General features: G+C 64.8%; 17 protein-coding genes and 6 pseudogenes. 16 read left to right on the forward strand and 7 right to left on the reverse strand.

Annotated features, from left to right (window positions below; genetic code table 11):
- The first annotated feature begins 117 nt into the window (after window positions 1-117).
- From istA (JO379_RS01400) to JO379_RS01425, 6 genes and pseudogenes are all read left to right on the forward strand, one after another.
- Window positions 118-1,677: an IS21 family transposase gene (istA, locus tag JO379_RS01400; protein ID WP_209513316.1), complete on the forward strand. Its 1,560-nt coding sequence runs from the start codon at window positions 118-120 to the stop codon at window positions 1,675-1,677.
- Window positions 1,674-2,510, forward strand: a complete 837-nt coding sequence (gene istB / locus JO379_RS01405; RefSeq protein ID WP_245381325.1) for an IS21-like element helper ATPase IstB — start codon at window positions 1,674-1,676, stop codon at window positions 2,508-2,510. Before istA (JO379_RS01400) ends, istB (JO379_RS01405) begins: the two co-directional genes overlap by 4 nt.
- A 216-nt stretch (window positions 2,511-2,726) precedes the next feature.
- A pseudogene (locus JO379_RS34045) lies at window positions 2,727-2,937 on the forward strand (IS110 family transposase); the annotation flags it as partial.
- A gap of 224 nt (window positions 2,938-3,161) precedes the next feature.
- Window positions 3,162-3,392 carry a hypothetical protein gene (locus JO379_RS01415; protein WP_209513379.1) on the forward strand — a complete coding sequence of 77 codons (231 nt, stop codon included), beginning with the start codon at window positions 3,162-3,164 and terminating at the stop codon, window positions 3,390-3,392.
- Window positions 3,389-4,201, forward strand: a complete 813-nt coding sequence (locus tag JO379_RS01420; RefSeq protein WP_209513380.1) for a hypothetical protein — start codon at window positions 3,389-3,391, stop codon at window positions 4,199-4,201. The genes JO379_RS01415 and JO379_RS01420 overlap by 4 nt, the downstream gene beginning before the upstream one ends.
- A 147-nt stretch (window positions 4,202-4,348) precedes the next feature.
- Window positions 4,349-5,824, forward strand: coding sequence for an NF041680 family putative transposase (locus tag JO379_RS01425; RefSeq protein WP_307841830.1), 1,476 nt, complete (start codon window positions 4,349-4,351; stop codon window positions 5,822-5,824).
- A 148-nt stretch (window positions 5,825-5,972) separates the two neighbouring features.
- On the opposite strand, the gene JO379_RS01430 is transcribed toward JO379_RS01425, so the two are convergent.
- The 3 genes from JO379_RS01430 to JO379_RS01440 are packed head-to-tail and all read right to left on the reverse strand — an operon-like array spanning window position 5,973 to window position 7,079.
- On the reverse strand, window positions 5,973-6,317 hold the full coding sequence (locus tag JO379_RS01430; protein ID WP_209513381.1) for a hypothetical protein: 345 nt from the start codon (window positions 6,315-6,317) through the stop codon (window positions 5,973-5,975).
- An 18-nt stretch (window positions 6,318-6,335) separates the two neighbouring features.
- The gene (locus JO379_RS01435) at window positions 6,336-6,491 is read right to left on the reverse strand and encodes a hypothetical protein (RefSeq protein ID WP_209513382.1); all 156 of its coding nucleotides are present in this window, start codon (window positions 6,489-6,491) and stop codon (window positions 6,336-6,338) included.
- Window positions 6,492-6,533: 42 nt separating this feature from the next.
- Complete coding sequence (locus JO379_RS01440) at window positions 6,534-7,079, reverse strand: transposase family protein (RefSeq protein ID WP_209513383.1); 546 nt, start codon at window positions 7,077-7,079, stop codon at window positions 6,534-6,536.
- A gap of 1,507 nt (window positions 7,080-8,586) precedes the next feature.
- Between JO379_RS01440 and JO379_RS01445 the strand changes: the two genes are divergently transcribed.
- From JO379_RS01445 to JO379_RS01460, 4 genes and pseudogenes are all read left to right on the forward strand, one after another.
- A complete protein-coding gene (locus JO379_RS01445; protein WP_209513384.1) occupies window positions 8,587-9,621 on the forward strand; it encodes a hypothetical protein in 1,035 nt (344 codons plus the stop codon).
- Window positions 9,622-9,843: 222 nt separating this feature from the next.
- Window positions 9,844-10,643, forward strand: a pseudogene (locus JO379_RS01450) (transposase family protein).
- Between the two features lie 94 nt (window positions 10,644-10,737).
- Window positions 10,738-11,350 (forward strand): annotated as a pseudogene (locus JO379_RS34325) (hypothetical protein).
- Window positions 11,351-11,572: 222 nt separating this feature from the next.
- Window positions 11,573-12,724, forward strand: a pseudogene (locus JO379_RS01460) (IS3 family transposase).
- A 242-nt stretch (window positions 12,725-12,966) separates the two neighbouring features.
- On the opposite strand, the gene JO379_RS01465 reads toward JO379_RS01460, so the two are convergent.
- The 3 genes from JO379_RS01465 to JO379_RS01475 form a co-directional block, all read right to left on the reverse strand.
- Window positions 12,967-14,256, reverse strand: a complete 1,290-nt coding sequence (locus tag JO379_RS01465; RefSeq protein ID WP_209518417.1) for a GNAT family N-acetyltransferase — start codon at window positions 14,254-14,256, stop codon at window positions 12,967-12,969.
- 315 nt (window positions 14,257-14,571) lie between these two features.
- Entirely contained in the window at window positions 14,572-15,339 is a 768-nt protein-coding gene (locus tag JO379_RS01470; protein WP_209513387.1) for a hypothetical protein, read from the reverse strand.
- Window positions 15,340-15,620: 281 nt separating this feature from the next.
- On the reverse strand, window positions 15,621-15,932 hold the full coding sequence (locus JO379_RS01475; protein WP_209513388.1) for a hypothetical protein: 312 nt from the start codon (window positions 15,930-15,932) through the stop codon (window positions 15,621-15,623).
- A 1,871-nt stretch (window positions 15,933-17,803) separates the two neighbouring features.
- Here JO379_RS01475 and JO379_RS01480 point away from each other — a divergent pair.
- Window positions 17,804-18,355, forward strand: a pseudogene (locus JO379_RS01480) (transposase); the annotation flags it as partial.
- Here JO379_RS01480 and JO379_RS01485 read toward each other — a convergent pair.
- Window positions 18,349-19,102 (reverse strand): annotated as a pseudogene (locus JO379_RS01485) (IS5 family transposase). The pseudogenes JO379_RS01480 and JO379_RS01485 sit on opposite strands and share 7 nt — an antisense overlap.
- A gap of 188 nt (window positions 19,103-19,290) precedes the next feature.
- On the opposite strand from JO379_RS01485, the gene JO379_RS33035 reads away from it, so the two are divergent.
- The 5 genes from JO379_RS33035 to JO379_RS01510 all read left to right on the forward strand — a co-directional run bounded on the left by JO379_RS33035 (window position 19,291) and on the right by JO379_RS01510 (window position 25,482).
- Entirely contained in the window at window positions 19,291-19,686 is a 396-nt protein-coding gene (locus JO379_RS33035) for an ATP-binding cassette domain-containing protein (RefSeq protein ID WP_307841847.1), read from the forward strand.
- Window positions 19,687-19,847: 161 nt separating this feature from the next.
- Window positions 19,848-21,443, forward strand: coding sequence for an IS21 family transposase (gene istA, locus JO379_RS01495; RefSeq protein ID WP_209513338.1), 1,596 nt, complete (start codon window positions 19,848-19,850; stop codon window positions 21,441-21,443).
- The gene (gene istB, locus JO379_RS01500) at window positions 21,443-22,216 is read left to right on the forward strand and encodes an IS21-like element helper ATPase IstB (protein ID WP_209513337.1); all 774 of its coding nucleotides are present in this window, start codon (window positions 21,443-21,445) and stop codon (window positions 22,214-22,216) included. The genes istA (JO379_RS01495) and istB (JO379_RS01500) overlap by 1 nt, the downstream gene beginning before the upstream one ends.
- 95 nt (window positions 22,217-22,311) lie before the next feature.
- Window positions 22,312-22,710, forward strand: coding sequence for a hypothetical protein (locus JO379_RS01505; protein ID WP_209513389.1), 399 nt, complete (start codon window positions 22,312-22,314; stop codon window positions 22,708-22,710).
- A 1,137-nt stretch (window positions 22,711-23,847) separates the two neighbouring features.
- Window positions 23,848-25,482, forward strand: coding sequence for an FtsK/SpoIIIE domain-containing protein (locus tag JO379_RS01510; protein WP_209513390.1), 1,635 nt, complete (start codon window positions 23,848-23,850; stop codon window positions 25,480-25,482).
- Window positions 25,483-25,550: the final 68 nt, after the last annotated feature.

Here is a 25,550-nt window from a genome sequence, read left to right on the forward strand (position 1 = left end):
CCGTGGACCCATTCGTGTCGGTTCCGAACAGACGATCCCTCCGGGGGTTGGCTCAGTGCTGCCTGGCATTGAGACCGACCACCCGGAGGGACGTTGAAGAAGTCTGACAGGGAGATCATGGAAATCTTCGAGGCCCTGGACGCCACTGAATGTGCGCATTCCGCGGCTGCGCTGGCGGGGGTCGATCCCAAGACCGTGCGACGTTACGCACGGATGAGGGACACCGGTCGGCCAACCGGTCTCGTCCGCCGGCCGAAGATGATCGACCCGTTCATGCCGAAGATCGAGGAGTGGGTCGACCGATCGCAGGGCAGGGTGCGGGCCGACAAGCTCCACGACCGCCTGGTCCTGCTGGGGTTCACCGGTGATGAGCGCACGACCCGGCGGGCGGTGGCGAAGGCGAAGGAAGCCTGGCGGGCCGGGAACCAGCGGACCTATCGGCCCTGGATCACCGAGCCGGGGCTGTGGTTGCAGTTCGACTGGGGCTGGGGGCCGAAGGTCCCGGGCCCGGGCGGCGGTGAGCCCCGCGTGACGCTGTTGTTCTGCGCGTGGCTGGCCTGGTCGCGGTTCCGGGTGGTGATCCCGACCTGGGACCGGACTCTGCCGACGCTGGTGACCTGCATCGACTCGACCTTGCGGGCGATCGGCGGGGCGCCGACCTATGCGCTGACCGACAACGAGAAGACGGTCACGATCGACCGGGTCGCCGGCATCGCGGTCCGTCATCCCCAAGTCGTCGCGACGGGGCGGCATTACGGGATGCAGGTTCACACGTGTGTCCCCTTCGATCCCGAGTCCAAAGGCGGGTCGGAGGCGACGGTCCGCATCGCGAAGGCGGATCTGGTGCCCACGACGGCGAATCTCCGCAAGGAGTACGACTCGTTCGCCGAGCTCCGCGGCGAGTGCGCGATCTTCTGCCAGACGGTGAACAACCGGACCCACCGCGAGACGGGCAAGGCTCCGTCCTCGATGCTCGACGTCGAGCGGACCAGGCTGCATCCGCTGCCGCCGGCGCCTCACACGCTCGCGCTGGGCGAGTCGAGACAGGTGCTGCGGGACCAGACCGTCCGTTTCGGGTCCGTGCGCTATTCGACGCCGTCCGGGCTGGTCGGCCAGGAAGCCTGGGTGAGGGTCGACGGCGACGAGCTGGTCGTCGTGGCCGACCTGTCGAAGCTGGCTCACCGGCCGGAATGGATGCAGGGCCCGGCCGGCCTGGCGGAAGTCGCCCGGCACGAGATCGCTCTGCCCGGCCGTCCGGTCATCCTCGCCGAGCACTATCCCAACCACCCGCAGGAGATGGACGGTTCACCGAAGCCGCCGCGGCCCCGGCCCGTCGATGCCGCCGAGGAAGCCTTCCTCGCGCTCGGTCCCGGGGCGAAGTCCTGGCTGATCGAGGCCGCTGCGGCGGGGACCACCCGGATGCGGGTGAAGATGGCCGCCGCCGTCGAGCTCGCGGCCCTGGTCAGTGTCGCCGAGGTCGACATGTCGCTGGGGCTTGCCGCGACCGCGGGCCGATTCGCCGAGGACGACCTGCTCTCCATCGTCCAGCATCGCAAGTCCGGCGTCCGTCCCGCCGACCTCGTCGTCGCCGACGAGGCCCACTCCGTTCAGCCCGGCACTTCCGCCTGGGCTGACTTCGGCCGCAACGGCGGCCCGGCAGAAAGGAATCTTCCATGACCGGCATCGCGTTGCTGGACCCGGAAACCGACCAGCCCGTCCCGGCCCCGTCTCCGGTCCCCTCCTCACCGGCCCCGCCGCCGATCCCGGCCGATCTGGAATCCGTCCTGAAGCGGATGCGGTTCCCCTACTTGCGCAAGGCGGCCCCGGACGTGCTGGCCACCGCCCGGTCGCAACGCTGGGACCCGGCCGAAGTGCTGCGGATCCTGCTGGAAGAGGAGATCAAGGGCCGGGAGGCGGCGACCCGCCGCAGCCACCGCAAGCAGGCGAACCTGCCCACCGGCAAGACGTTCAGCTCCTGGCGGGAGGAGGACTCCTCCATCCCCGCTCCGACCCAGCAGGCCCTGATGACGCTGGAATGGGTCGGCCGGTCGGAGAACCTCGCCATCGCCGGCCCGTCGGGCACCGGCAAGAGCCACTTCGCCGAGGCCCTGGCCCACAAGGCCATCGACCGGGGCATGCAAGTCGCCTGGTTCAGCCTCGAATCGCTGACCGCCCACGTCGGCCGGGCCACCGTCGACAACTCCGTCGCGAAGGCGATCGCGAAGATCACCCGGGCCAACCTCATCATCCTGGACGACATCGGGATGCTGCCGTCCGGCCAGGCCGCCGCCGAGGCGTTCTACCGGGTGATCGATGCCGCCTACGAACGCAGGTCCGTGATCGTGACCTCGAACCTGCATCCGTCGGGATTCGACTCGATCATGCCCAAGACGCTCGCCACGGCAGCAGTCGACCGGCTGTTGCATCACGCGCACATCGTCCTGACCGAGGGCAGCAGCCTCCGGCTCACCCAGGCAACCACGGGCAAGGGCGTCAAGCCACTGCACTGAGCCAGTCGAGGGACGAAAAGTCACACCGCACAAGGAGATGAACTGTCCGCCCACAAAGAGGTGCAATGTCCGCTCACCCGGATGACCGCGTGTCCGTGGACACCAGCCGCCGCGGCGTGTGGGATCGCGACGAGCTCGGCCTCGGCTGTGTACTGTCCGTCCGTTCCGATCTCACTCCCCGCCCTTGCGGCGCGCGGCCCGAAGCACGAATAACCTCGAGTTACGGGATACAGGGGGCTATGCCTTGGGCGCCTCGGTCCCCGACACTTCTCCGTCGTGCTGCCGAACGAGGCGATCGCCGACGCGGGCTGGACGATGTCTCACACACTGCGCTCAGCTGAACGACGAGATCACCGCCGAGCTGACCGTCTTGGTCGGCACCGACGAGGGCCTCGCGGCCGAGGCAACCCGCACCAGCAACCGGATATGCGACCCGCTCGGTTCAGTCAGCCGGCTGCACTCCGAGCGCCCCCTTCACGCGCCCTCCCCCACCCACCACAAGACCAGCAATGTAAAAGGGCACAAAAAACGGCGAGCCATCTAAACACCCATCAATTCAGCAGAGCCACTGGGCTGCCGAATCACGCGGTGGAAGATGATGGAGAGGTTAGCTGCGACAGCCTCCCACTCAGATCAGCTAAGGAGACCGTCATGAGCAAGTACGTCCTGTGCGCCAGCTTGCCGCTTCGTATCTGGACCATCGACACCAGTACAAACACCGCGACCGGCACCACCCCCCTGAACCAGGAACACATCGACCTTCATAGCAAGACATGGCCGTTCACCTTCGTGGCGGATACCCCACGGGATTTGGTCTACCACATCAATGGCGGCGCCAGTGTCGTCGAGACGATGTCAGCAACCCCAAGGCCCCGACCGTGACCCAGCTGAAGACGAACAAAGGGGTGAACCTGATGTGCGCAGCTCTCGCCGGCGGCTTCGGGCAGCCCTCCCACGTCGACCAGCGTCTGTATGCCGGGGGCAGTGACGGGTTCATCTACACCTTTCCGCTGGACTCCAGCGGAAAGACCCGCAAGACAACGTCCGACCCCGCACCCTACGAAGTCCTGGAAGCCCACAACAGGCCCATCATCGATGTCGCCATCACCTCTGACGGCACCCACGCCTTCGCCCTCATCCAAAGCAACGACGGCAAAGCCGCCGCCGTCACCAAAGACCTCAAACCCATGCCCCACAACCCACAAAGCCACTACTACGCCGACCGCCCCCAATGGGACACCATCCCCAACCCCGCCAGTATCAGCCTCACCCCCGACGAACGCTACCTCATCGTCACTGCCAACAGCTCAAACATGTGCACCATCATCGACACGAAGACAACCGAATCCCACCAACGCTCTCTCGCCGTCGGCATCGTGCACGACCCCAGGCCAGTACGCGTTGACGACTCTACCGCCTATTTTTGCACCCTCGGCAAGTTCCATACCATTGACCTCGCGAGCGGAGGGGCAAAGTCTGGGGTTAATGCTGGATGGTCTTACGTGGCCGGTGCCGGCGATAAGCATGTGCTACTCACCCCGCTCGACCACAAGGAGGGAACGAACGTCTTGTCATGTGTCCTCGTCAGCTATGACGGAAAGGAACGAGTTGATATGCCAGCGATGGATTTCGGCTCCGGCGAGACGCTCTGGTGGTTGGCACTTGGAACAAACCTGCTGCTCGAGGTCTGATTCCCGGATTGTTAGCTTGTCATTTAACGACCGGCATCGAACGCGGCTCGAACTTGATCGGTGTTTCCGCAGTTCAGCGGACACGTAGGCGGCCTTCGTCTGATCCTGTGCTCCGTCACAGAGTGGATCAGCGCGAAGGCCGTGGTCGTGAGTTTGGTGCGTCAGGGTGTCCTGCGGGATGCGTTCGCGGAAGTGTCACACTTCCGGTCGGAGCTGTACGCGTGTCTGACTGCGCGGGGCGACGCGTTGTTCGAGTTATGCGACGCGCTGCTGTGCACGGACGGGCCGGTGCGGACGCTGGTCGGCCTCGCGCTCGCGCCCGAACACCGCCGTGGGCACGGGGCTCTGTACGGCGGACTGAACCAGGGCCGGATCGACGTCGCCCGGCTGCGTCGTGCCCTGGCTGGGCTGCCGTTGCCGAGGGCGGCGGACGGCCGGCTCGTGCTGGCGGTGGATGTCTCGCCGTGGCTGCGACCGGATGCCAGCACGTCTGCTGACCGGGCCTTTTGCCACACCTTCGGCCGGGGCGAGGGCAAGCATCAGATGGTGCCCGGCTGGCCGTACTCGGTGGTGGCCGCGCTGGAGACCGGCCGCACGTCCTGGACGGCAGTGCTGGACGCGGTCCGCCTAGAGCCCGGCGCCGACGTCGCCGCGGTGACCACCGTGCAGATCCGAGAGGTCGTCGAGCGGCTGGTCGCCGCCGGCCAGTGGCGGCCGGGCGACCAGGAGGTCCTGGTCGTGCTGGACGCCGGATACGACGCCCCGCGCATCGCTCACCTGCTGGGTGACCTGCCCGTCGAGGTCCTCGGCCGGCTCCGTTCAGATCGCGTGATGCGGCGTCCGACACCCTCCCGCCATGAGTTCCACCTGGCCAACCCCAAGGGCGGCCGGCCGCCCAAGCACGGCGGCGAGTTCGTCTTCGGCGACCCCACCACCTGGGGTGTCGAGCAGGCCGTGACGGTCACGGACACCCGGCTCTACGGGCAAGCGACCGCGCAGGCGTGGGACCGTCTGCACCCGCGGCTGACCCGCCGGGCCGCGTGGCTCGACCACGACGGGCCGTTGCCCATCATCGAGGGCACCGTCATCCGGCTGGTCGTGGAGAAGCTGCCCAGCGGCGGGGTGAACAAGCCGGTCTGGCTGTGGTGGTCGCGCGCCGGCGCCACCGAAGCGGACGTCGACCGCTGCTGGCAGTCATTCCTCCGCCGCTTCGACATCGAGCACACATTCCGCCTCTTCAAGCAGACCCTCGGCTGGACCAGGCCCCGGCTTCGCAGCTCGGAAGCGGCCGACCGATGGACCTGGCTCGTGATCGCCGCCTATGCCCAGCTCCGGCTCGCCCGACCGCTGGCCACTGACCTCCGCAGACCCTGGGAGAAGCCGGCTCCGCCGAACAAACTGACACCCGCCCGCGTCCGCAGAGGGTTCAGAAACCTCCACACCAAGACCGGCTCTCCGGCCGGTGCACCGAAACCGTCCCGGCCCGGCCCAGGCAGGCCGCCGGGCTCGAAGAACCGCCGCCCAGCCACCCGCCATGACGTGGGCAGAGTCCTCGCCACCGGCGAGGCATTCAGCCGCCCCACCCACCACAAAGTCGGCACAAAACCGCGCCGAACTGGTTAAAAAACAAGGTTAGGGGCTGTCCCGTAACTGCTGGGCACGAGAGAGATGATCTTGGTGTGGCTGGTGTGATCACGGCGTTGGAGCCGTCTTGGATAGCCCCGTTCACCAGGGTTGATTCAAAGTCCGATGGTGCTGGTGTCGCCGCAGGTCAGGGGAGTTTCAGCAGGTCGAGGGGGCGGGTAAAGGGGGTGTAGGAGACCTCTCGCAGGGCAGCGGCGTGCTGTGGTGTCCCGCTGTGCGCAAGATGTTGATGGCGAAGTTCCGGAAGGTGGCCATGTTCGCCGGCCCGTGCCCCGGAACGGATCTTCGAGGCGTCTTCGGCGAAGGTGACGTCCCGGACGTGATGGACTGCCTCGATGTTCCACTGGGATCTGGCGATCTTGTTGAGGCGGGCGGGGCGGGCCTGGTGGGCGGGCGTGTCGGTGACCGCGTAGACCATCTGGCGGGTGACCTTCCTGGTCTTGAGTTCGGTGCGGTGCCGTAGCAGTTTCACGGCCTGCACCGCGAAGGGCTAGTCCAGTTCGAGGTCGGTGATGGTCAGTGCCCGCACCGATCGGGTCTCTTTTCGTCCGTGGCCGCGGGTGCGGTCGTAGGAGACCTCGCGGCACTGCTTCCAGGGCAGTGATTTCAATACCGCCTGCAGCGTCGGCTGGTTGGCCTTGGCCATCAGGAAGTAGTGCGCGTGCTTCTCCTCGACGATGTATCGGGCCTATTCGCGGGTGGTGTGGAGGGCATCTGCGGTGATGACCGCGCCGGTCAGGTCGAAGGGGTCCAGCAGCGGGGCGAGGGCGGTGGCCTCGGTGGTCCTGTCCGGGACCGGGAGCTGGGAGATCACCTGCCCGTCGCCGGACAGCGCGGACAGAAGATGCACGGCCGCGCCGGTGGCGGTGCGCGATCCGCGGGCGGTCTTGCCGTCGACCGCCGCAGTCGAGGTGCCGTCGGCGGTCGGGATGGCGCCGAGCAGGTCCGCGAGCCCGCGGGGACACACGGCGTTGATCACGCGGCGCAGGGTCGCGGTGGACGGTGGTATCCGCAGGCTGAGAGCGGTGACCATGCGGGTGCCGAGCCGTGCCAGGGTGTCCTGGGGCGCGGCGGCGGCCCACTGGCCGATAGCGGTGAACGACTTCGCGCCGGCGAGCACCGCCGCGCACGCGGTCAGCAGCACCGACACCAGGCCGTGGCGCCGGCCTCGGCGATCACGGGGGTCGGGCAGCACCGCGAGCCTGGCGGCGAGGTCCGGCAGCGAACGCTGCACACGGTGGGCGACTTGGCCAGACAGGGCATGACAGACTGACGGCACATCGAGGCTCCGATGGTTCGGTGACTGGGAGGTCACCTTGATCGTCGGAGCTTCGATGCATGCCCAGTGGGTGTTCCGACGGGCCGTCACACTGCTGTGCCCTGCGGGTTCACGAGACCACCAAGACTATGAATCAGCCCTGGCCATCAGCGTCCACCGCCAGGACAGCCACACTAACATTGCCGCCGCTTTGTGTCAGGCAGCCCGCGACTGCCACCGACGCCTGACCACCCTCGGCCTCAACGGATGAACCCGGGCAAGATCACTTCACGCAAAGACCCTGCTCCTGCAGCCCCCCGATCTACAGCTAAGGGCCAGACAGCCCCCTTTCCATATCAATAAGATAATAATTTACCTGAGTGCATTTTGGGTCATTCTTGCATGGGGTGCACGGGAATCAAGTGAAGTCAGTTGAGTCCTGACAGGACGGTCGGCGTCCCGTAGCCGAAAGGCGGCCACGCCTGCCCTTTCTCTTGAGGCTAATCGTTGCTACTGATGATTCCTGAGGGACGGCAGTGATGACGGCTTACGGTCTCGGCCATGTCAGCTATAACTGAATGTCAGGGCACGGCCCTGATTTCGCCTCCCGAGACAGCAAGCGATGCCCCCGGTAGGACTGAGAAGGAACGATGCCTTATAATTTTCCATTACCCTGCGCCGGCTCTCGACATCTTGGGTGTCCTGCCTTTCCCTAGTACCAGGGAGTGCACCAGGAAGGATTCTCCTCACGGCGATCGGCATGCTGCGCTGAAGGGTTGCTGGCCGCTGCCGGGGCCCCGTTCCACAATGGCCTTTGGATGTTAGGCAGCCTAACATGCTTTTCGGCTGAGTCCGTGGGGCTGCGGATACTGCGAGCCAAGATTCGGATTGGTGATGATGAGCGTTGACGAGTTGAGGCGGTAGCTACGCAGGCCGACGGCGTAGGCTAAAGAGTAATCCAGAGAAAATGAGCAGTAGCCATGTGCCATATTTCTGACGGTACTCCAGTCCGCCACTGGCGGGAATGTGAATGCCTGTCGATATGGCCAACCCGCTTCACCGGTATGCTGCGGGTACTGCCCAACGCCTATCCCGTTCTCTCGACGAGCTCGATGCATCCCTAATGCCAAGTCTTTCGACCCGCAGGATCGAGAAGAACAAGAACGCGTGGTACAAGCTCAAGCCACGCCCCGACCAGCCGCTCAGCAGCCTGCTCACCGACCTGCCCGCGGCAGCACAGCAGTTCACCGACGCCCCCGCACTCGACGCACCCCGCCGGGCCCTCGCCGTCGGGCAACAAGTACTGAGCCCTTTTCATCCTGTCTCGCAAGGGCGACGATGTCTTCTCTACCCGTGCAGAGGCACCCCAGGTCAACAGCCGTTCCTGCAGGTCAGCTACCCCACGTGGCTGACCTGCAGGAACGGAGGATGAAAAGGGCTCACCGAGACTCCTTTCCCACTCTGGCAGCTGAAGGAATCCGTCATGAGCAAGTACATCGTGTGCGGCAGTTCGCCGCTTCGCATCTGGACCATCGACACCACCACAAACACCGCGAGCGGCCCAGTCACCCTGAACCAGGAACACGGCGACCTTAACAGCAAGACATGGCCGTTCACCTTCGTGGCGGATACGCCGCGGGATTTGGTCTACCACATCAATGGCGGCGCCAGTGTCACCGAGATCGATGTCAGCAACCCCAAGGCCCCGACCGTCACCCAGCTGAAGACGAACAAAGGGGTGAACCTGATGTCCGCCGCTCTCGCCGGCGGCTTCGGACAGCCCTCCCACGTCGACCAGCGCCTGTATGCCGGCGGCAGTGACGGGTTCATCTACACCTTTCCCCTCGACTCCAGCGGAAAGACCCGCAAAACAACGTCCGACCCCGCACCCTACGAAGTCCTGGAAGCCCACAACAGGCCCATCATCGATCTCGCCATCACCTCCGACGGCACCCACGCCTTCGCCCTCATCCAAAGCAACGACGGCAAAGCCGCCGCCGTCACCAAAGACCTCAAACCCATGCCCCACAACCCACAAACTCACTACTACGCCGACCGCCCCCAATGGGACACCATCCCCAACCCCGAACACATTAACCTCACCCCCGACGAACGCTACCTCATCGTCACCAGCCACCTCACCAGCAATTGCACCATCATCGACACACACACAACGGAATCTCATGAGCGCTCACCCATCGATGGCTTTCTCAAGCCGGTACACATTGACAACACTAGTGCCTATTTCCTCAGCGGCGGAGCATTCCATAACATTGACCTCGCAAGCGGAGCGACGAAGAAATCCGCAATTATTACCAAATGTGCTAGCGCTGCCGGAATCGGGGATAAGCATGTACTCCTCATCGACATCGACAGCAAGAAAGGGACGGATGAGTACTCATGCACCCTCTCCCGCTACGACGGGGAGGGTCGAGTTGATTTTCCGACAATGCATCTTGGTCCCCCAGAGGATAGGGCGTGTTTCCTCACCCAAACAAATCTGCTGCTCGAGGTTTGATCCCCGACCTTCCAGTGGATGGCTCTACACCCCGAAGCGAAATTTTCGCTCGGGAAGTACACATCCGGAAGGCCTGTTCGCCTGGTGCTCGGAGCCGGGCGTGATGAGTCTGTAAAACTAAGGGTGCAGTTCTTCCTGAGTGAACCTCTTTCATCCCCTGGCCGAGGGGTGAATGTGCAGGTCAGCGAGGGTGTGTGGCATGGCGAAGCCCCCGTCGTGGGTGTGGTGATTCCACTCATCACACCGATGCCGGGGGCTTCGTTGGTTCCGTGTCCTGCCATGCTCGATGTCCCGCACGAGCTCATCGAGCACGTCGCATGGCTGCTGCATGCCCGCAGAACCGAGATCGACTCTCCCTGGTGCAGGCTGGGTTGTTTCAAGCAAGCCCTCCTCGCGCTCGCTCATCTACGGAAGAACGAGACGTTCGCCCAGATCGGGGCAGGTTTCGGTGTGTCCGAAGCCACCGCGTGGAGGTACGTCGACGAAACCCTCGAGGTCCTGGCCGCCTGGGCGCCCGGTCTCCGGGAGGCGCCCGTGGGCCTGGGTGAAGGCGACTTCGTCATCGTTGACGGCACTCTGATCCCCGCTGACCGCATCAAGGCGGATCAGCCCTACTACTCACAGAAGCATAAGAAGCACGGCATGAACGTGCAGGTCATCACCCGTCCTGACGGGACGCCGCTGTGGTTCTCCCGCGCGCTGCCCGGGCGGACCCATGACCTGACCGCGGCCAGAGCCCACGGCATCGTCCAGGCCTGACTCACCCGGCAGATCCTCATCCTGGCCGACCGGCCTACCAAGGAGCCGGCGCCACCGTCCGCACCCCCTACCACCACCGCATCCAACCGCCGCACTACCAGCGATTCAACCGCGTACATGCCCGGCTTCGCACTCCGGGAGAACGCGCCTTCGCCCGCCTCAAGTCCTGCCGCGTCCTTCACCGGACCAGATGCCCCACCAACCGCCTCGGACGGATCGTCACGGCCGTCCACACCCTCCTCACCTGCAGCTATCCAGAATGAAAGAGGCTCACTGCGACGGGCAGGCTCGATTTGGCATGGGAGCGCGCTTGCCTGCAACGGCCTCAACTCGTGGCCACAGGAGGAGGAGTTCCGGATCCTCTCCGAACTCGTTCTCACACTCTACGACACCATAGCGTTCTACAAGCATCGAGCGGAAGGAGAAATCGGAAACACGTGGGCCTATGCCGACCCTGCCCTGCGGCAAGAAGTGTACCGAGTCGGCAGGGAAGTACTGGGCCCCGGATGTGAACTGGTCTCGTGACCACGACCGAAAATGTCTGATCACGTTCATCCGGAACGTCGGCGGTCCGCTCCATATGCTGATGCGCCGGTATCGGTTCATCGAGGACGGGCTGATGCTCGGCAAGCCGGAGACGGCCCATGTGGTGGACCAGGCACGTCAACACACCAAACTCTGGTACCGCATGGACGACACCCCGTTGCGTAGATCCACCGGCGAGCCTTTCGAGGCCGTCATGAGCGACAAGGACCGGCTGCTCTTCGACGGATTCGCCGACATGCTCAACCGACCCGACGCCGAGAAATGTCCGAACTGCCGCCAGCGGACGTTCTACGGAACGGACGCGATGCAGCAGTTCGGCGGCGTGGAGCTGTGTGACTCCTGCCGACACGCCTGGAGCGACTACCTCCTCACTTTCGCGACCCGAGCCGCGGAAATCCTGCCACTGGCGCCCTCGAAGCCGTAGGAACGCGCACGCCATACGAGAAATCGAACAGCGTGCCGTCGCCGAACCAGCCACGGCGATACAGCCTTCGTCGACCAGGAGAGTTATTCACGGAGTGGATCTGGTCTGGCTTTCTTGATCACGGGGACGGCCCTGCTCGGCAGTCTGATGTCTGCGACAACGTCAGATTTGAACCGGGGCACGTGAGGCGCCCCGAAGTTCTCGGACAGCGGTCCCCATAGGATCGAAGTCCAGAACGGCGGAGAGAGCACATGGCACAGAAGCGCAGGAAGTTCAGTCCGCCCGATCGCCGAGGTCGCCCGGGAGATACAAGTGAACGAGGGAACGCTGGGCACCTGGGTCAGCCGATACCGGCAAGAGCACGCCGGGGAGGAGCCTCCCCTAAACATCTGAACGTGCCCGTCTGCGCGAACTGAAACGCGAGAACCGGGAACTCCGCATGCAGGCCGAGTTCCTGGGAAAAGCGGCGGCCTTATCCGCCCAGGAATACCGGTGGCGGAGAATTACGAGTTCATCGACGGCGAGGCCGCCAATTTTCCAGTCTGGCAGATGTGCACCTGGGCGGAAGTATCCACGTCAGGCTTCTACCACTGGAGATCGAGGCCATTGTCGGCCACCGCTAGGCGCCGTGCGCAACTGCGGGCCGTCATTCTCCAGGTCTTCTCCGACTCGCAGGAGACCTACGGCTACCGACGTGTCCACGCCGTGCTCCAGCGGATGAACGTGCAGGCCGGAGTCGAACTGGTCCGCGCGCTGATGCGCGAGCTCGGCCTGGTGCCGTGCCAGCCGCGGCCCTGGCGGCCCATCACGATCATCGACGATGCGGCGCCCGCTCCCCCCGACCAGGTGGCCTGCGACTTCACCGCTGACGCTCCCGGTCGCAAACCGGATAGCGATATCACCTACGTTCACACTTGGGCCGGTTTCCTGTATATCGCAACCGTCATCGACTGCCACACCAAAGCTGTGGTCGGCTGGGCCACGGCGGACAACATGAAGACCTCCCTCATATCGGATGCACTCGATATGGCGGCCCGGAACATCGACCTCGCCGAAGGCTGCATATTTCATTTCGACCGCGGCGCCCAATACACATCTCGGGAACTTCGGTGCAAGCTCCGCTCGTTGGGCCTGCCGGCGTCGGTCTGCCGCACCGGGGTCTGTTGGGACAATGCGATGGCTGAGTCTTTTTTCGGTGCCCTCAAGAACACACTCGTACAACGCACGACGTTTCCCACTCGCGCACATGCCCGCCGGGCGGTCATCCGCTGCATCGAGATGTTCCACAATCGAAAACGCCTCCGCTCCGGACTCGGCTACAAGACCCCCGCAGAAGTCCACGCCGAGTACGCGGAGTTGCAGGCAGCGGGATAGGAAGAACCCTCAACACCGCTGTCCGAGAAGTGCAGGGCCCCTCAGGGTGCGGACGATGCTCGGCCTAGGTGAAGTACGACCGTCCACACAGTGGGCCCTGATGGGCCAGCCAACAGACTGCGGTGGGCCGCGGTTCGAGGGGAGGGGCAGAGATGGCAGGGCATGGCATTGCCATGTGAAGCCTGGCAGCACGGGCCAGCGATGAGGCGCTGCCCCGTGCTATACCCGTGGAGCGGTGCGTGCTACAGGCGTGGCAGGAGTGACCGGCAGAAGCTGTGGGGGAGCCATGGTGCCACCGGTGAGGTGAAGGCGGCTGTGGCGGCGGCCAGTGTGTCCGGCCGGTGTGCGTGGACCCGGCCAGCGGCGGCCAGTTCGGTGAGTGTGGTGCCGCCGAGGTAGGCTGAGCCGAGGGCGGCGGCGTCCAGGGTGAGGTCGGGTGCGGCGTCCGTGCGTGTGCACACGGCTCCGGTGCGGTCGCCGGTCAGGTGCCAGCGGCCCTGGTTCCACGGGGCCTGCGCGTCCTCGATTTCCAGGATGGTGTCGACCGGCGCGGAATAGGCCCGGGCGGCCAGGGCGTCGGGGACGTCGACGACGCGCACGTACAAGCTGTCCAGGACTGTTGGCGCGCAGTGACGTACGTCCGAGACCATGTGCAGCAGGGCATCGTCAATAGGCCGGTTGGGGGCGACCACGCGCGAGGTCAGGTCGGTCTCCAGCAGAAAGCGCCACAGCGCGGCGTACACGCGCGGGTCGCTTGCTTCGATGTCGCGGACCCGCACGGTGCCCTGTGCGGTGTTGTGGTGCGACCAGTCGACGGCGACGGAGTAGCGGGCGTAGCCGGCGACCTCGCCGCCCACGCGGGCCACGACGCATTCGAGGGGGTACGCGCCCTTACGCCAGGACGGCGGGTCGAGTAGCGGCAGGTGCTCCCAGCCGGGTGCGCGGCCCAGCATCCCCGGACGGTGGGGGACCTGGCGGGCGTAAAACTCCTCGCAGACGGCCAGCGCCTTGTGCGGAGCCTCGATGGTGAGGGTCACCCCGTCGGGCGCGGGCGCAGTCAGGCAGACGCGGCGCGAGTGGATGTCCAGGGACAGCTGCCGGGCGGCGACGCCGTAACCGTAACGGCCGTAGATGGGGGCCTCGGACGCGGTCAGGACGGCGAGCGGCACGCGCTGCCTCCGGAGCGAGTCCAGCTGATGGCGCATCAGTGCCGAGAGCACCCCGCGGCGCCGGTGCGTGGGTTGCACGCTCACCAGGCTCACCCCAGCAGTCTTCACGACCTGCCGTCCCGGTACGGCCATCTGGAACGAGAAGATCCCCGCCGTGCCCACGATGGCACCCTTATCGCGGACGGTCAGACACCGCCCGGGCTCCGCGAGGCTACGCCACAGGGAACTCGCCTCGCCCGGTTCACCCTCGTGGAACGCGTTGAGCACAGCGGTGTAGAAATCCTGCCACTGCGTGGCTGGCAGCGCCTGGACTTCCCAGACAGGCGGCGGAGGAAGGCCGCGAGCGGCGAGATCAGTCGACATCGGCACGGTGGACACCCTTCTGTTTCTCTGGTGTGACGCCGACCATCTGTAGCAGCGTGCCCTGGATATCCCCAAGGACCACAGCCACTTCCGGCCGCCCAGCATCACCCATAGATCCATCGGCTCCGGGCCGCCAACTCCTTTCGATTTAGCGGTCGTGACGGGCTTTGACCCCGGTGATGCACGGGTGGTACTGGGGGGCTTCTTTGGCCGGAAGACCGCCCGGCGGGGACAGCGGGCAACGCAGAGGGCGGTCATGAGGCCCCCGCAGGAAGTTCAGCATGCAGGGGCCTCATGGCGAGGGATTGTCGTCTCTCACCGTCCTCGTCCATGGGACGGTGCCGTCCCCGGGACCGCCGGTGCTGCCGCCCGTCGGAGCGGACAGTGCTGTGGCGTGCCGGACACGGTGATGGAGCTCGCCGGGTCCGTGGAGTCGGTCACCTTGTAGTTAGCCGTGATGGTCGCGGTGTTGACCGAGGTGGGGCAGAAGAAGCCGCCCTCGATCTTCACAGGGATGTTCGCTCCGGCGAAACTAAGCGACGAGGGCGTGCCGTTGGTCCAAGCCGCCTCTGTACCCGCCGCCGCGCTAGGAGCAGCTGTGGCCTTGCATTTCAGCAGCCCGCTCGTCTTGAGGACGAAACCCTGCGCGGGGATGATCAGGCGAGCCGGGGCGCCGTTGCGCAGTGCTACCTGCCAGCTGCCGTGGTCGGCGTTCGTCGTAATACTCGCCTTGAGGCCGGGTGCGTTGGTGGTGCACGACTCGAAGGCCGGCGGGTTGATATTCAGGACGACGGGCCCGTCAGCGCTGGAGTTGCCCGGCTTCGCGGGCACTTGGTTGAGCCGTCCAGTGGTGGGCACCGACGCGGAACGGGCACAGGTGACGGTCACAGGACCGGCCTCGAAGACGATGTCGCCCTCCGACGACGCGGCAAACCTGTGCCCGGCGGGGCCGACCGTCGTGCCCGTCGTCAATACGGCCGGACCAGCCTCCGCAACTGCGGGTAAAGCCACGGCGAAGGCGGCAGAGACGCCGAGTGCCAGTCCGCGTACGGCGGGGACACCCAGCTTGTCGGTGACGCGCACGAGACTCCTCAATTGGGATACAAAAGCATCGGATAAGGCCTTGCCTGGAGGTAGTAGTTCTTCTCATATACGACGGATTGGACGTGTCCTATCCTCACCATGGAGTCAGCGTTGGTTTGAGATCTCTACCGAGCCCGGAGCGGTTCACGCTTCCACTTGGCAAGCGCCTGCCGATCGAGCGTGCTGGCAGCATCAGAACTCCCATCCTCGTAGGTTCGAAGACGCCTCTTCTGTTTCCTATATCCACAGGCCGATCACCACATAATGATTCCAGGATCAAGCTACGATTTGCTCCACCAGGCATCGATGCGCCTGATAACGCCGGTGAAGAAGTCTGCAACCCAGCCGAGAAAGTCGCTGATGGCGCTGCCAAGATCATCAAACCAGTGGTAGACAGTTTTCAGGACCTGGATGAAGATGTCACTTACGAGGCCCCTGGATTGCCTTTGACTGGCGCTCGATTGACCGGATGAGGTTTTCGGCGCGACGATCCTCCTGCTCGTGGAACCTATCCTTATTGCGCTCCGACTGGTCTCGAGTCCTGGAGGGCGCCTCACTTCCGCTAATTCCTTGCTTGCCGCCTCTTCTGCCACCTTGAAACCTTCAAGGACGCTTTGAGCAACCGACGGAAGATCTGAAAGACAGGGGGCCGAGATGGAGCGGCGGAGTTATCTGAGAGATACCGCAGAAGTTCGGTGCTGGCTTAGTCTCCGCCGCCTCGTGCCGTTTCGATGCCGCTTGAATGGGGAACGGCGTCCATGACCCGCACAGTGGCAATGCTACGATCCTTGATAACTGTGAGTTTTTTGATGCCTCGCAGGAGGCAGCTAGCTGACTCATGTCTCTCCTGTGTACGTACGTAAAGGGAACTCTTTTCCGGCCATGCAGCAATGAGGTTCGCGCGACGTACCCATTTTCGAGGAAACTCACGGAGGTACTCTTAACCCTCGGTGATGTTGCTACGGAGGCACCTACTCCGCATCGGTTCAGCTGAGCAGTGCCCAGTAGACGCAGCAAGAACGGCGCCGTGATCTCGAAGCGCTAAACAAGCATGCTGCAAGTACCAGTGGCTGGTTATTTTTCGGTGAGAGCGCACATCAGGGCGTCCATACTGCAACGCAACACCTGGATGAGATTGATCCTATTTTCCAGTGTTCGGAAGACGTGGTAGGCGCATTCTCCGATGCCGTCGACGAAATTTACTCCTTCGTCCTGGAGTGTGCGGATGAGCTCGAGAGCTGCACCAAGGGATGCATCGAGTTCGTCGAGAGAACGGGATAGGTGTTGGGCGGTACCCGCAGCGTGCCGGTGAAGCGGGTTACTCATGTCGACAGGCATTCGCATTCCCCGCCAGTGGAGAACCGGAGTACCGTCAGAAATATGGAACATGGCTACTGCTCATTCCTCTGGATTACTCTCTACCTGAAGGCTGGTGTCAAGCAAGCTGGCACTCTTCTGGCTGAAGTAAGTGCGGCATGTGTGCGCAGTGTCATGGGACAGTGCGAGTCGTGATGACGTAGGAAACTGTGACGGGTTGGAGGCCACTGCCACCGCCGATCTCGACGGTGTGAACTCCTGGGGCGGTGTCGAGATCGGTAAAACCGGAGGTGAGGTCGGCCGACGGTTTGCGGCAGGTACTGCCTCAACCCGTCACCGCTGTTCATCACCAGTCCGAATCTTTGACTCGCCGTATCCCCAGCCTACGGACTCAGCCGAAAAGGACGCTCGCCTGACCTAACACCCGAAGGCCACTGTGCAACCGGGGGGCACGGCGGCGGTCAGCGACCCTCCAGCGCAGCATGCAATTTGCCGTGAGGAGGATTCTGCCTGGCGTTCTCCCTGTTACGATGAAAAGGCAGGAAACCCAAGATGTCGAGAGCCGGCGCAGGGTAATGGAAAGTTATGAGGCATCGTTCCTTCTCAGTCCTGCCGGGGGCCCTCGCTTGCTCTCTCGGGAGGCACTCATGGCTATACCCTGACATTCAGTTATAGCTGACATGACTGAGGCCGTAAACCGTCATCACTACCTTCCCTCAGTAATCATCAGTAGCAACGATTAGCCTCAAGAGAAAGGGTAGGCGTGGCCGCCTTTCGACAACAGGACGCCGACCCTCCTGTCAGGGCTGCAACTGACTTCACTTGATTCCCGTGCACCCCGTGCAAGAATGACCCAAAATACACTCAGTAACATTATTAGCCTATTTTTTATGGAAAGTGAGCTTTCCGGCCCTTCAGCTGCAGGTCAGGGGGCTGCGGGAGTTCTAGTCTGACCGCACCATTCGACGTCTGGAAGGCTGTCACCGATATGACCGTCACCGGCTGGCCGAGGTGCCACCACCGGCACAGACACGCCCTGGACATACCTCAAATCACCGGCTCCGCCACCAACTTGGCAACGCCCGACCGAGCACTTCCGATTCTGGGCATCCGCTACAGTCCACGACCTCAAGGGAATTTGATCACATCTTGCTTCCCGCCGACCTCACGCACCTGGAGCAAACGCGGCAGCACACCGGTCATCCGGGTCCGCGGACGCTCCCAGCGACGCTTTTCCGTCGCAGCCCTGTGCTGCTACAAACCCGGGACGCGGTCCCGCCTGGTCTACCGGCCCAAACGACATACCGATCACCAAGGCGGGGGCCGCAAGAGTTTCGCCTGGACCGAGTACCGAGCCCTCCTCATCGCCGCCCATCAGCAGCCTGACGGACCCATTCTCCTCATCTGGGACAACTTGAATGTCCACAAAGACCGCCGGATGCAGGCCTTCATCGATGCGCAGGACTGGATCTCGGCCTACCACCTGCCGCCCTACGCACCCGACCTCAACCCCGTCGAGGGCATCTGGTCAATCCTCCGCCGCACCACCCAGGCCAACACCGCCTTCACTGACCCGGACCACCTCAAGCGCCGACTCCGACACGGCCTCCGCCACATCCAACACCGCAGCGACATCATCGACGGATGCCTCACCGGCACCGGACTCACACTCACGACACCACGACTACAAGGTCAGTAGTTGCGGGGGTCTCGCTCGTAGCGGGGTGACAGGCGCCGGTAGCCGGTCAGCCACGACATCGTCCGTTCGATCACCCAACGGCGCGTCCCAGCCGTTTGCTCGACTCGATGCCCTTGCGGGCGATGCGGACGCCGATGTGCTTGCCCCACAGCCATTTACGCAGGTGAGGAACGTCGTATGCCTTGTCGGCGTGAAGGCGTTGGGGCTTGAAATGCCGACCGCGTTGGGGGTCGTGTCTCATTTGGTGACCGGCCACCATGGGCTTCAGCGCTTCGCTGTCGTGGGTGTTGGCGGCGGAGACGCCGACGACGAGTGGCAGCCCGTTCTGATCCGACAGGACGTGCATCTTGGCACCCGGCTTGCCTCGGTCCACGGGGCTCGGGCCTGTGAGTTCGCCCCTTTTTTAGCCCTGACGTGGGCGGAGTCGAGGACGACGCGGGTCACGTCAACCAGGCCGGCGTCATCGAGCCGGTGCAGGACCGCCTCGTGCAGCCGCCCCCAGACGCCGGCCCGAGACCAGATCAGGAACCTGCGATGGACCGTTGACTTCGAACCCCCGAAGCACGGCGGCAGCGCACGCCAGGCACACCCGCTCACCAGCACGTACACCATCGCCGCGAACACCGTCTCATCAGGCGTGTTCACCGTCCCGCCGCCCTGCGGCCGCGCCCGGTCCAGCGGGATCAGCGGCCCCGCGATCTCCCACAACCCATCCGGAACAATCCAACTCCACGTGCCCCGCCCCATGCGAAGTCCAACGTGCGACTCACCACATAGGACACGGTCTAAGTCAGCCCGGTCTCCACCAGCACATCGGCCTGCGCCTTAGCCAGAAGGGACGCGACCTAGCCTCGCTCCTGTCCTAAGGCGCGCTGTGGGCATTGCTGTGGTCCGGGGGGATCCCGCTGGCGGCTGGCGGGACCGCGGTCCTGGCGGTGCGCACCTCCAGCCAGAACCTCACCGGGCTGGTCATGACGCTCAACCGGCTCTACGAGGAGTCGATGTACCTGGCCGACCTGGAAGCGTCTTATGACGTGGCCGAGCGTAACGCCATTACCCGGGGCGGCTCCCCGCTGCCCGGCGGGCCGGTCGAGGTCCGGTGCGAGGACGTGACCTTCTCCTGCTCCGGGGCGAAGAGCCCAGCACTGGAGAATGTGTCGCTGACGATCCCCGCGGGCAAGGTGGTCGCACTCGTCGGAGAGAACGGCTCGGGCAAGACCACCCTGTCCAAGCTCGTCGCTGGCCTTTACCTGCCCTCCGCGGGCCAGGTGTACTTCAACGAGGTCGAGATCTGTCAACGATCACGTAATTCCCCAGCTGATGCGGCTTGAGCGTCACGTAATTCCCCACCCCGCACGGTCACGTTATTCCCCATGGGGATGACGGAGGCGGAAAGCGGGTGTCCTGGCCATCGAAAAGGCGGACGCTGCCCCTCGACCAGTGGTTCGAGAAGGTCGGGGGCCAGCACCGGATGGCAAGGAGAACATTCACCGTGGTCGACATCACCGAGATTTACGTCCACTGGTATGCGGGCCGTTCCAAGAGCGAGCTGGCCACGTCGCTGGGAGTGGACCGCAAGACGGTCAGGAAGTACCTGGCCCCGGCGGAGGCCGCCGGAATCACCCCGGGCGGGCCGCCGAGGAGCCAGGCCGACTGGGCCAGGCTGATCAAAAGCTGGTTCCCCGAACTCGCCGAGTCCAGGCTCCGGCAGATCACCTGGCCGGAGATCGACAAACACCGCGACTACATCAAGAAAATGCTGGGGACGGTGACCGTCAGCACGATCCACCAGCGCCTTCGCGACGAGCACGGACTGGAGGCGTCGGTCTCCAGCTTCCGCCGCTGGGTCCATGCCACCCTGCCGGAAGAGACCCGAAGATCGCAGGTCACGGTCCTGCGAGACGACGTCGAGCCCGGCTCGGAGGCCCAGATCGACTACGGCTTCCTGGGCCAGTGGATCAACCCCCGCAGCGGAAAACGGCACCGGATCTGGGCCTTCGTGATGGTGCTGCCCTGCTCGCGCCACATGTTCGTCCGCCCCGTGCTCACCCTCGACCAGCACGCATGGACGGCTGCCCACGTCGAGGCATTCAGATTCTTCGACGGGGCACCAAAACGACTGGTGCCGGACAACCTCCGCACCGGGGTCGACAAGCCCGACCTCTACGACCCGAAAATCAACAAGGTTTATGGCGAACTCGTCGCCCACTACGGCGCATTGGTCGGCCCGGCCCGGGCCGGGCGGCCGAAGGACAAACCGAGGGTCGAGCGGCCTATGCCCTACGTCCGCGACTCGTATTGGCGCGGTCGGGAGTTCGTCTCCGTCGAGCACATGCAGGCCGAGGCCATCAAGTGGTGCATGAAAGTGGCCGGCAGGCGGCAGTGCCGGCCACTGGGCGGGGCCGCACCACTCTCGGTCTTCGAAGCGGTCGAGGCCCAGACCCTGCTGCCGCTTCCCAGAACACCGTTCGTGCTGGCGAAATGGTCCTCCGCGGCCGTCGGGCCGGACATCCACGTCAAGGCGGGCCGCACCCTCTACTCGGTGCCCTGGAAACTGATCGGCAAGCGCGTCGATATCCGCTCCACCGCTGCTATGGTGCACATCTTCCACGACGGCGAACTGGTCAAGACCCACGCCGCCCGGGACCAAGGAAAGCGGACCGACAAGCACGATTATCCGCCGGAGAAGATCGCCTTCCATATGCGGACGCCGGTCTGGTGCCGCACCCAGGCCGCCGAGGTCGGCGGGGCATGCAGCGAGGTCATCGGGCAGCTGCTGGAGGTCAACGCGCTCTACCGGCTCCGCGCTGCCCAGGGGATTCTCGGTCTCCGCAAGAAGTACGGCGAAACGCGGCTGGAAGCGGCCTGCGCGAAGTCCCTCGCGGTCGGCGACCCGTCCTACCGCACCGTCAAGGGCATCCTGATCGCCGGCACCGAGACCGACCCGGAGCCGGAGACCAGCGGTGACGCGGGTGCCGCCGCGTTCCTCCACGGGCCCAAGCGGCTCTTCGCGACCGCCGCGTCCCCCGTCACAGCGGAGGACCACCACGACGACCAGGGCCGCCGCGAAGGTGAAGGAGTCGCCTGATGACCATCATGGACACCGCTCTGCGGGACTCGCTCAAATCGCTCAAGCTCTCCGGCATGCTCGAGACCCTCGACGCCCGCCTCTCCCAGGCCCACGGCGGCGAACTCGGACACCTGGAGTTCCTGCAGATCCTCTGCCAGGACGAGATCACCCGCCGTGAGACCGTCGCCTTCCAACGGCGCCTGCAACGGGCGAAGTTCGAGCAGCAGGCCACTCTGGAGGAGTTCGACTCCTCGTCCTCGCCGAAGCTGCCCGCGGTCCAGATCCGTGACCTCGCGGCCCTGCGGTGGCTGCACGCCGGCGAGTCGGTCATCCTCTTCGGCCCGGTCGGCGTCGGAAAGACACACGTCGCCCAGGCCCTGGGCCACCTCGCCATCCGCCAGGGCGCCCACGCGCGGTTCGCCAAGACCAGCCGGATCCTCGCCGACCTCGCAGGCGGACACGCCGACCGCACCTGGGACAGACGTCTGCGAGAACTCGTACGCCCCGACGTGCTCATCCTCGACGACTTCGCCATGCGGCAGCTGACCGCCACCCAGGCCGACGACCTCTACGAACTGGTCAGCGAACGGCAGGGGAGGTCCCTGGTCATCACCAGCAACAGAGCACCGAGCGACTGGTATCCCCTCTTCCCCAACCCCGTCGTCGCCGAGTCACTCCTGGACCGGCTCATCAACACCAGCCACCAGGTCATCATGAACGGCCCCAGCTACCGGCCGAACAAACGGCCCAGAAACGGCAACAACAAGACAACCGGAGGCCCGATCAGCTAGACAAGAACACAGCCAGGACCTGGGGAATTCCGTGAAGCCAGGCTCGGGGAATATCGCGATCGTCCACATACGCCACAGCCCTGCACGATCACGCGGTGCTGCCGCAGCTGGAGATGCTGATACCGGCGGTGGCTCAGACCGCCCGCCGGTGGGGCATCCGCATCGGGCGCGTCAGCCTGCTCACCCATGAGCAGCGCATGCTGACCGATGACGTCCTGCACACCGTGCTGCGCTTCGCCACCAGCCCCTCGGGCATGACCTTGCTGACCCGCGAGCCAGCCGCCCCCGTGCACACCATCGTCCACGGGTCCTCCGCCCGCCACCCCTCCATCCAGCTGGCCGATTTGCTTGCCGGTACGGCCGCGGCCGTCACCGAACGCCACGCCGGAAACCCCTCCCGTGGGCCGAGGGCCTTGGCCCGTTATCGTGCCCTTCGTCGACGAACGCTCCCTGCCCCCCTACGACGACCCGGCCGCCCATCTGCGGACGGTTGAGGAGCGGCCCGTGCGCCGCTGACGCTGCTGAACTGCGCGGCCTGGGACCAGAGGGCGAAGAAGCGGGCTCCTGGCGGAACGAGGGCCCTCAGGTTCTGCGCGAGGCTGCGAGGAGCTCAGTGGCGCCCTGGTCGATGAGATCACTGGCCACGGCGCGGCCCACCACCTCGGGTGTGGTGTCCGTCCGCTTGGCCTTGGCATCGGCACACTGTCCCGTACTCCATCATGGCTCCTGACGGAAGGTGGAGTTGAAGGTCTCCTGTCTCTTGCAGGGCCGGGCAGCGCCTGGTTCGTGGGCACGGTCGCCTTCTCCGCCCGTGCCGACCGTCCGCCGGATGGTGCGCGCCCCAGGCCCCTTCCGCATCTCGTGTGACGGCCTATCGAAGCCCTCGCCGGGCCATAGCCGGCCAGGCCAGGGCTTCCAGCGGCAATCCGTGGCGAGCTACTCGCTGGTGGCCATGGACGGAGCTGCGACGCCGCACTCCTGCGCGCAGCCCTCGCCGCTCAGACCCAAGCCGCTTTTAGGGAACCCCGGTCGGTAGCCCGGCCATGTGCCAATGAAAGTGGGCGTTCCGTCTACCCCGACGGCGCCATCGACCTCACCGGACCCGCCACCATCACCCCCCTGGGCATCATCAACCTCCCCGGCACGACAAAGCCACCGCGAAGACAGTAGCGGAGAAGTCCTGCCGCCTCGGTCACGGTGATCCACCTCCCGGAACTCGGGGCGTGAGGGTCCCGGTACCCGGTGAGTGACTGACCGATGGTCAGCTGAATGTCGTGCTGCGGTACCTGCGCTACGCGGAGCGCCCGCCGATGTCTACCGCCAGGCCCGCGACTCCTTCCGCCGCTCCGGATATACAGCAGCGAGGAGCTCATCCGCCACGCCTGGGGCACGCTGTCGGCAAACGAGGAGAGCAGCGGCGAGAAGGAGTCTGAGGACGCGGACGCCACCTGAACACAGGCGTCCGGCAGCACCAGTGAGGGTCGGCCCGACCCCCGGCCGCAGCCCCGGCCGGCGAGCGACCTGACGTGCGAACCGCACGGACGCAGACCCAGCAAGCACCACAAAAATCCAGAGAAACCGCGCGATCGGTCGGTTACGATCGCGGGCCCACGAACAGTGAAGGAGGGGGTGTGGCAAAGAGAAGACCCCAGGACCAAGCCAGAGAGGACACCTACGGGCAGATGACGGGCGCTATCGGCGTTCTGGCCGTCGCTTTCGGTGTCCTCGCCGCTATCAAGGACAAGTTGGGCTTGTCGTGGCTGGCCACCGTGCTGCTCACCGTCGGAGCGCTGGTCGCGCTCGGCTTTCTGGGCTGGAGGGTCCGCACGGGCGTCCAGCGGCTGTGGGCACGTCGTACGCAGCCCGCGGCGGAGGGGGCGACGCTGAATCAGGAGGTGCCGACCGCAGTTGCGAACGGTGCTGATGTGGCCGTCCAGACGCACCCAGAGCTGACGGCGGCGCTCACCACAGCCGGCGCCATTGGCAGGGATGAGGCGATCCGCGCCGACGAGGCCGTTATCACCCCGGTGCAGGGGGTGGGGTGCTTCTACGACTTCCTCATGCCCAAGGGGCGAACGTACATGGACGTCGAGAAGCGGCTCGGGAACGTCGCCGGCGTCTTCGGAGTCACCCGCTTGCACACCAAATTGGAGCGCAGTCGTCACAACGAGCGCCGGGTGCAGTTGCTGGTGCTCGATCGGCCGCCGTTTACCCGGCCTTTCCCGGAACCGACCCGGCAGGATATTTCGGCATTCGGCGGGGTCCCTTTCGGGCATGACGTCGTTGGTGAACTGGCTGGTGTGCCTACTTTCGACAAGGCCTCGTTGCTGGTCGGTGGCATGACGCAAACGGGCAAGACGACTCTGATCAACGGGCTTATTACGTGCTTGCTGATCGCGTACGGTGATTTCGATCTGTATCTGCTCGACGGGAAACTCTGCGGGCTGACGAAATTCGAGAAAATCGCCGTCCGCTATGAGGCGTCCGACGACCCGGCCGTCATGGAGGCCATGGTCGATGAGCTGAACGACCGCGTGGAGAGGCGTTACACGCGAATCCAGGACGCCATCCGGAACCGGAAGCCCGCACCGAAATTCAGGCCAGTTTTCTTCATTGTCGATGAGGCCGCTGACTTCTTCGCTCATGATGGGACGACTGCCGGAAAGGAACAGGCTCAGCGGGTAGCGGAAAAGACGCGGTCTCTGGTCGCCAAGGCCCTGGAGTCGGGGATTTCCACGGTGTTGCTGACGCAGCGTCCGGCGCAGAATGCGATCCCGGTTACGGTCCGGGATCAGTTTCTGTACCGGATGTGCCTGTACGTGGCATCGGAGGGAACCGCGAAAGTTGCCCTCGGTGACACTTATTTCGAAACGGTTGCCCCGATCAACCCGGCACTTCTCGACTCCAATATCAAGGGTCAGGGCGTGCTTTTCGTGCACGGGGTCTCCACTCTCATCCGGGGATTCGACTTCGATGATGAGTTCATCTGGGAAGTCGTGGACGAGGTTTACGCCCGCCAGCAGAAGGTTCTCGAACAGGCTCCGGTGTCTCCGCTCAAGCAGGCAATCGACCTGATGCAGGGCAAGGGCCTGGATTTCATGCCCACCGCGGACCTGGCCCCGGCTCTCGGGATCACGGAAACGGATCCGGCAGACCGAGGGAAAAAGCTGTCCCGGCTGCTCGGCGTCCCGGCAGCCAAGGGCGCAAAAGGCGTGCGGGGTTATCACCTCGCCGACCTGACCGCCGCCCTCATGTCCGGTTCGTGACCGCCACCCGGCACCGCCCGACCACCGCCACCCGGCAGTCCCGGGGGGCAGTCGCCACCGCCCGGGTG

It is taken from the genome of Streptomyces syringium (assembly GCF_017876625.1).
Lineage (GTDB): Bacteria > Actinomycetota > Actinomycetes > Streptomycetales > Streptomycetaceae > Streptomyces > Streptomyces syringius.

Excerpts from the sequence above, each read along its gene's own strand:
- istA (WP_209513316.1), top strand. The coding sequence starts at position 118 with ATGGAAATCTTCGAGGCCCTGGACGCCACTGAATGTGCGCATTCCGCG.
- istB (WP_245381325.1), top strand. The coding sequence starts at position 1,674 with ATGACCGGCATCGCGTTGCTGGACCCGGAAACCGACCAGCCCGTCCCG.
- JO379_RS01415 (WP_209513379.1), top strand. The coding sequence starts at position 3,162 with ATGAGCAAGTACGTCCTGTGCGCCAGCTTGCCGCTTCGTATCTGGACC.
- JO379_RS01435 (WP_209513382.1), bottom strand. The coding sequence starts at position 6,491 with ATGGCCAAGGCCAACCAGCCGACGCTGCAGGCGGTATTGAAATCACTG.
- JO379_RS01445 (WP_209513384.1), top strand. The coding sequence starts at position 8,587 with ATGAGCAAGTACATCGTGTGCGGCAGTTCGCCGCTTCGCATCTGGACC.
- JO379_RS01465 (WP_209518417.1), bottom strand. The coding sequence starts at position 14,256 with ATGTCGACTGATCTCGCCGCTCGCGGCCTTCCTCCGCCGCCTGTCTGG.
- istB (WP_209513337.1), top strand. The coding sequence starts at position 21,443 with ATGACCATCATGGACACCGCTCTGCGGGACTCGCTCAAATCGCTCAAG.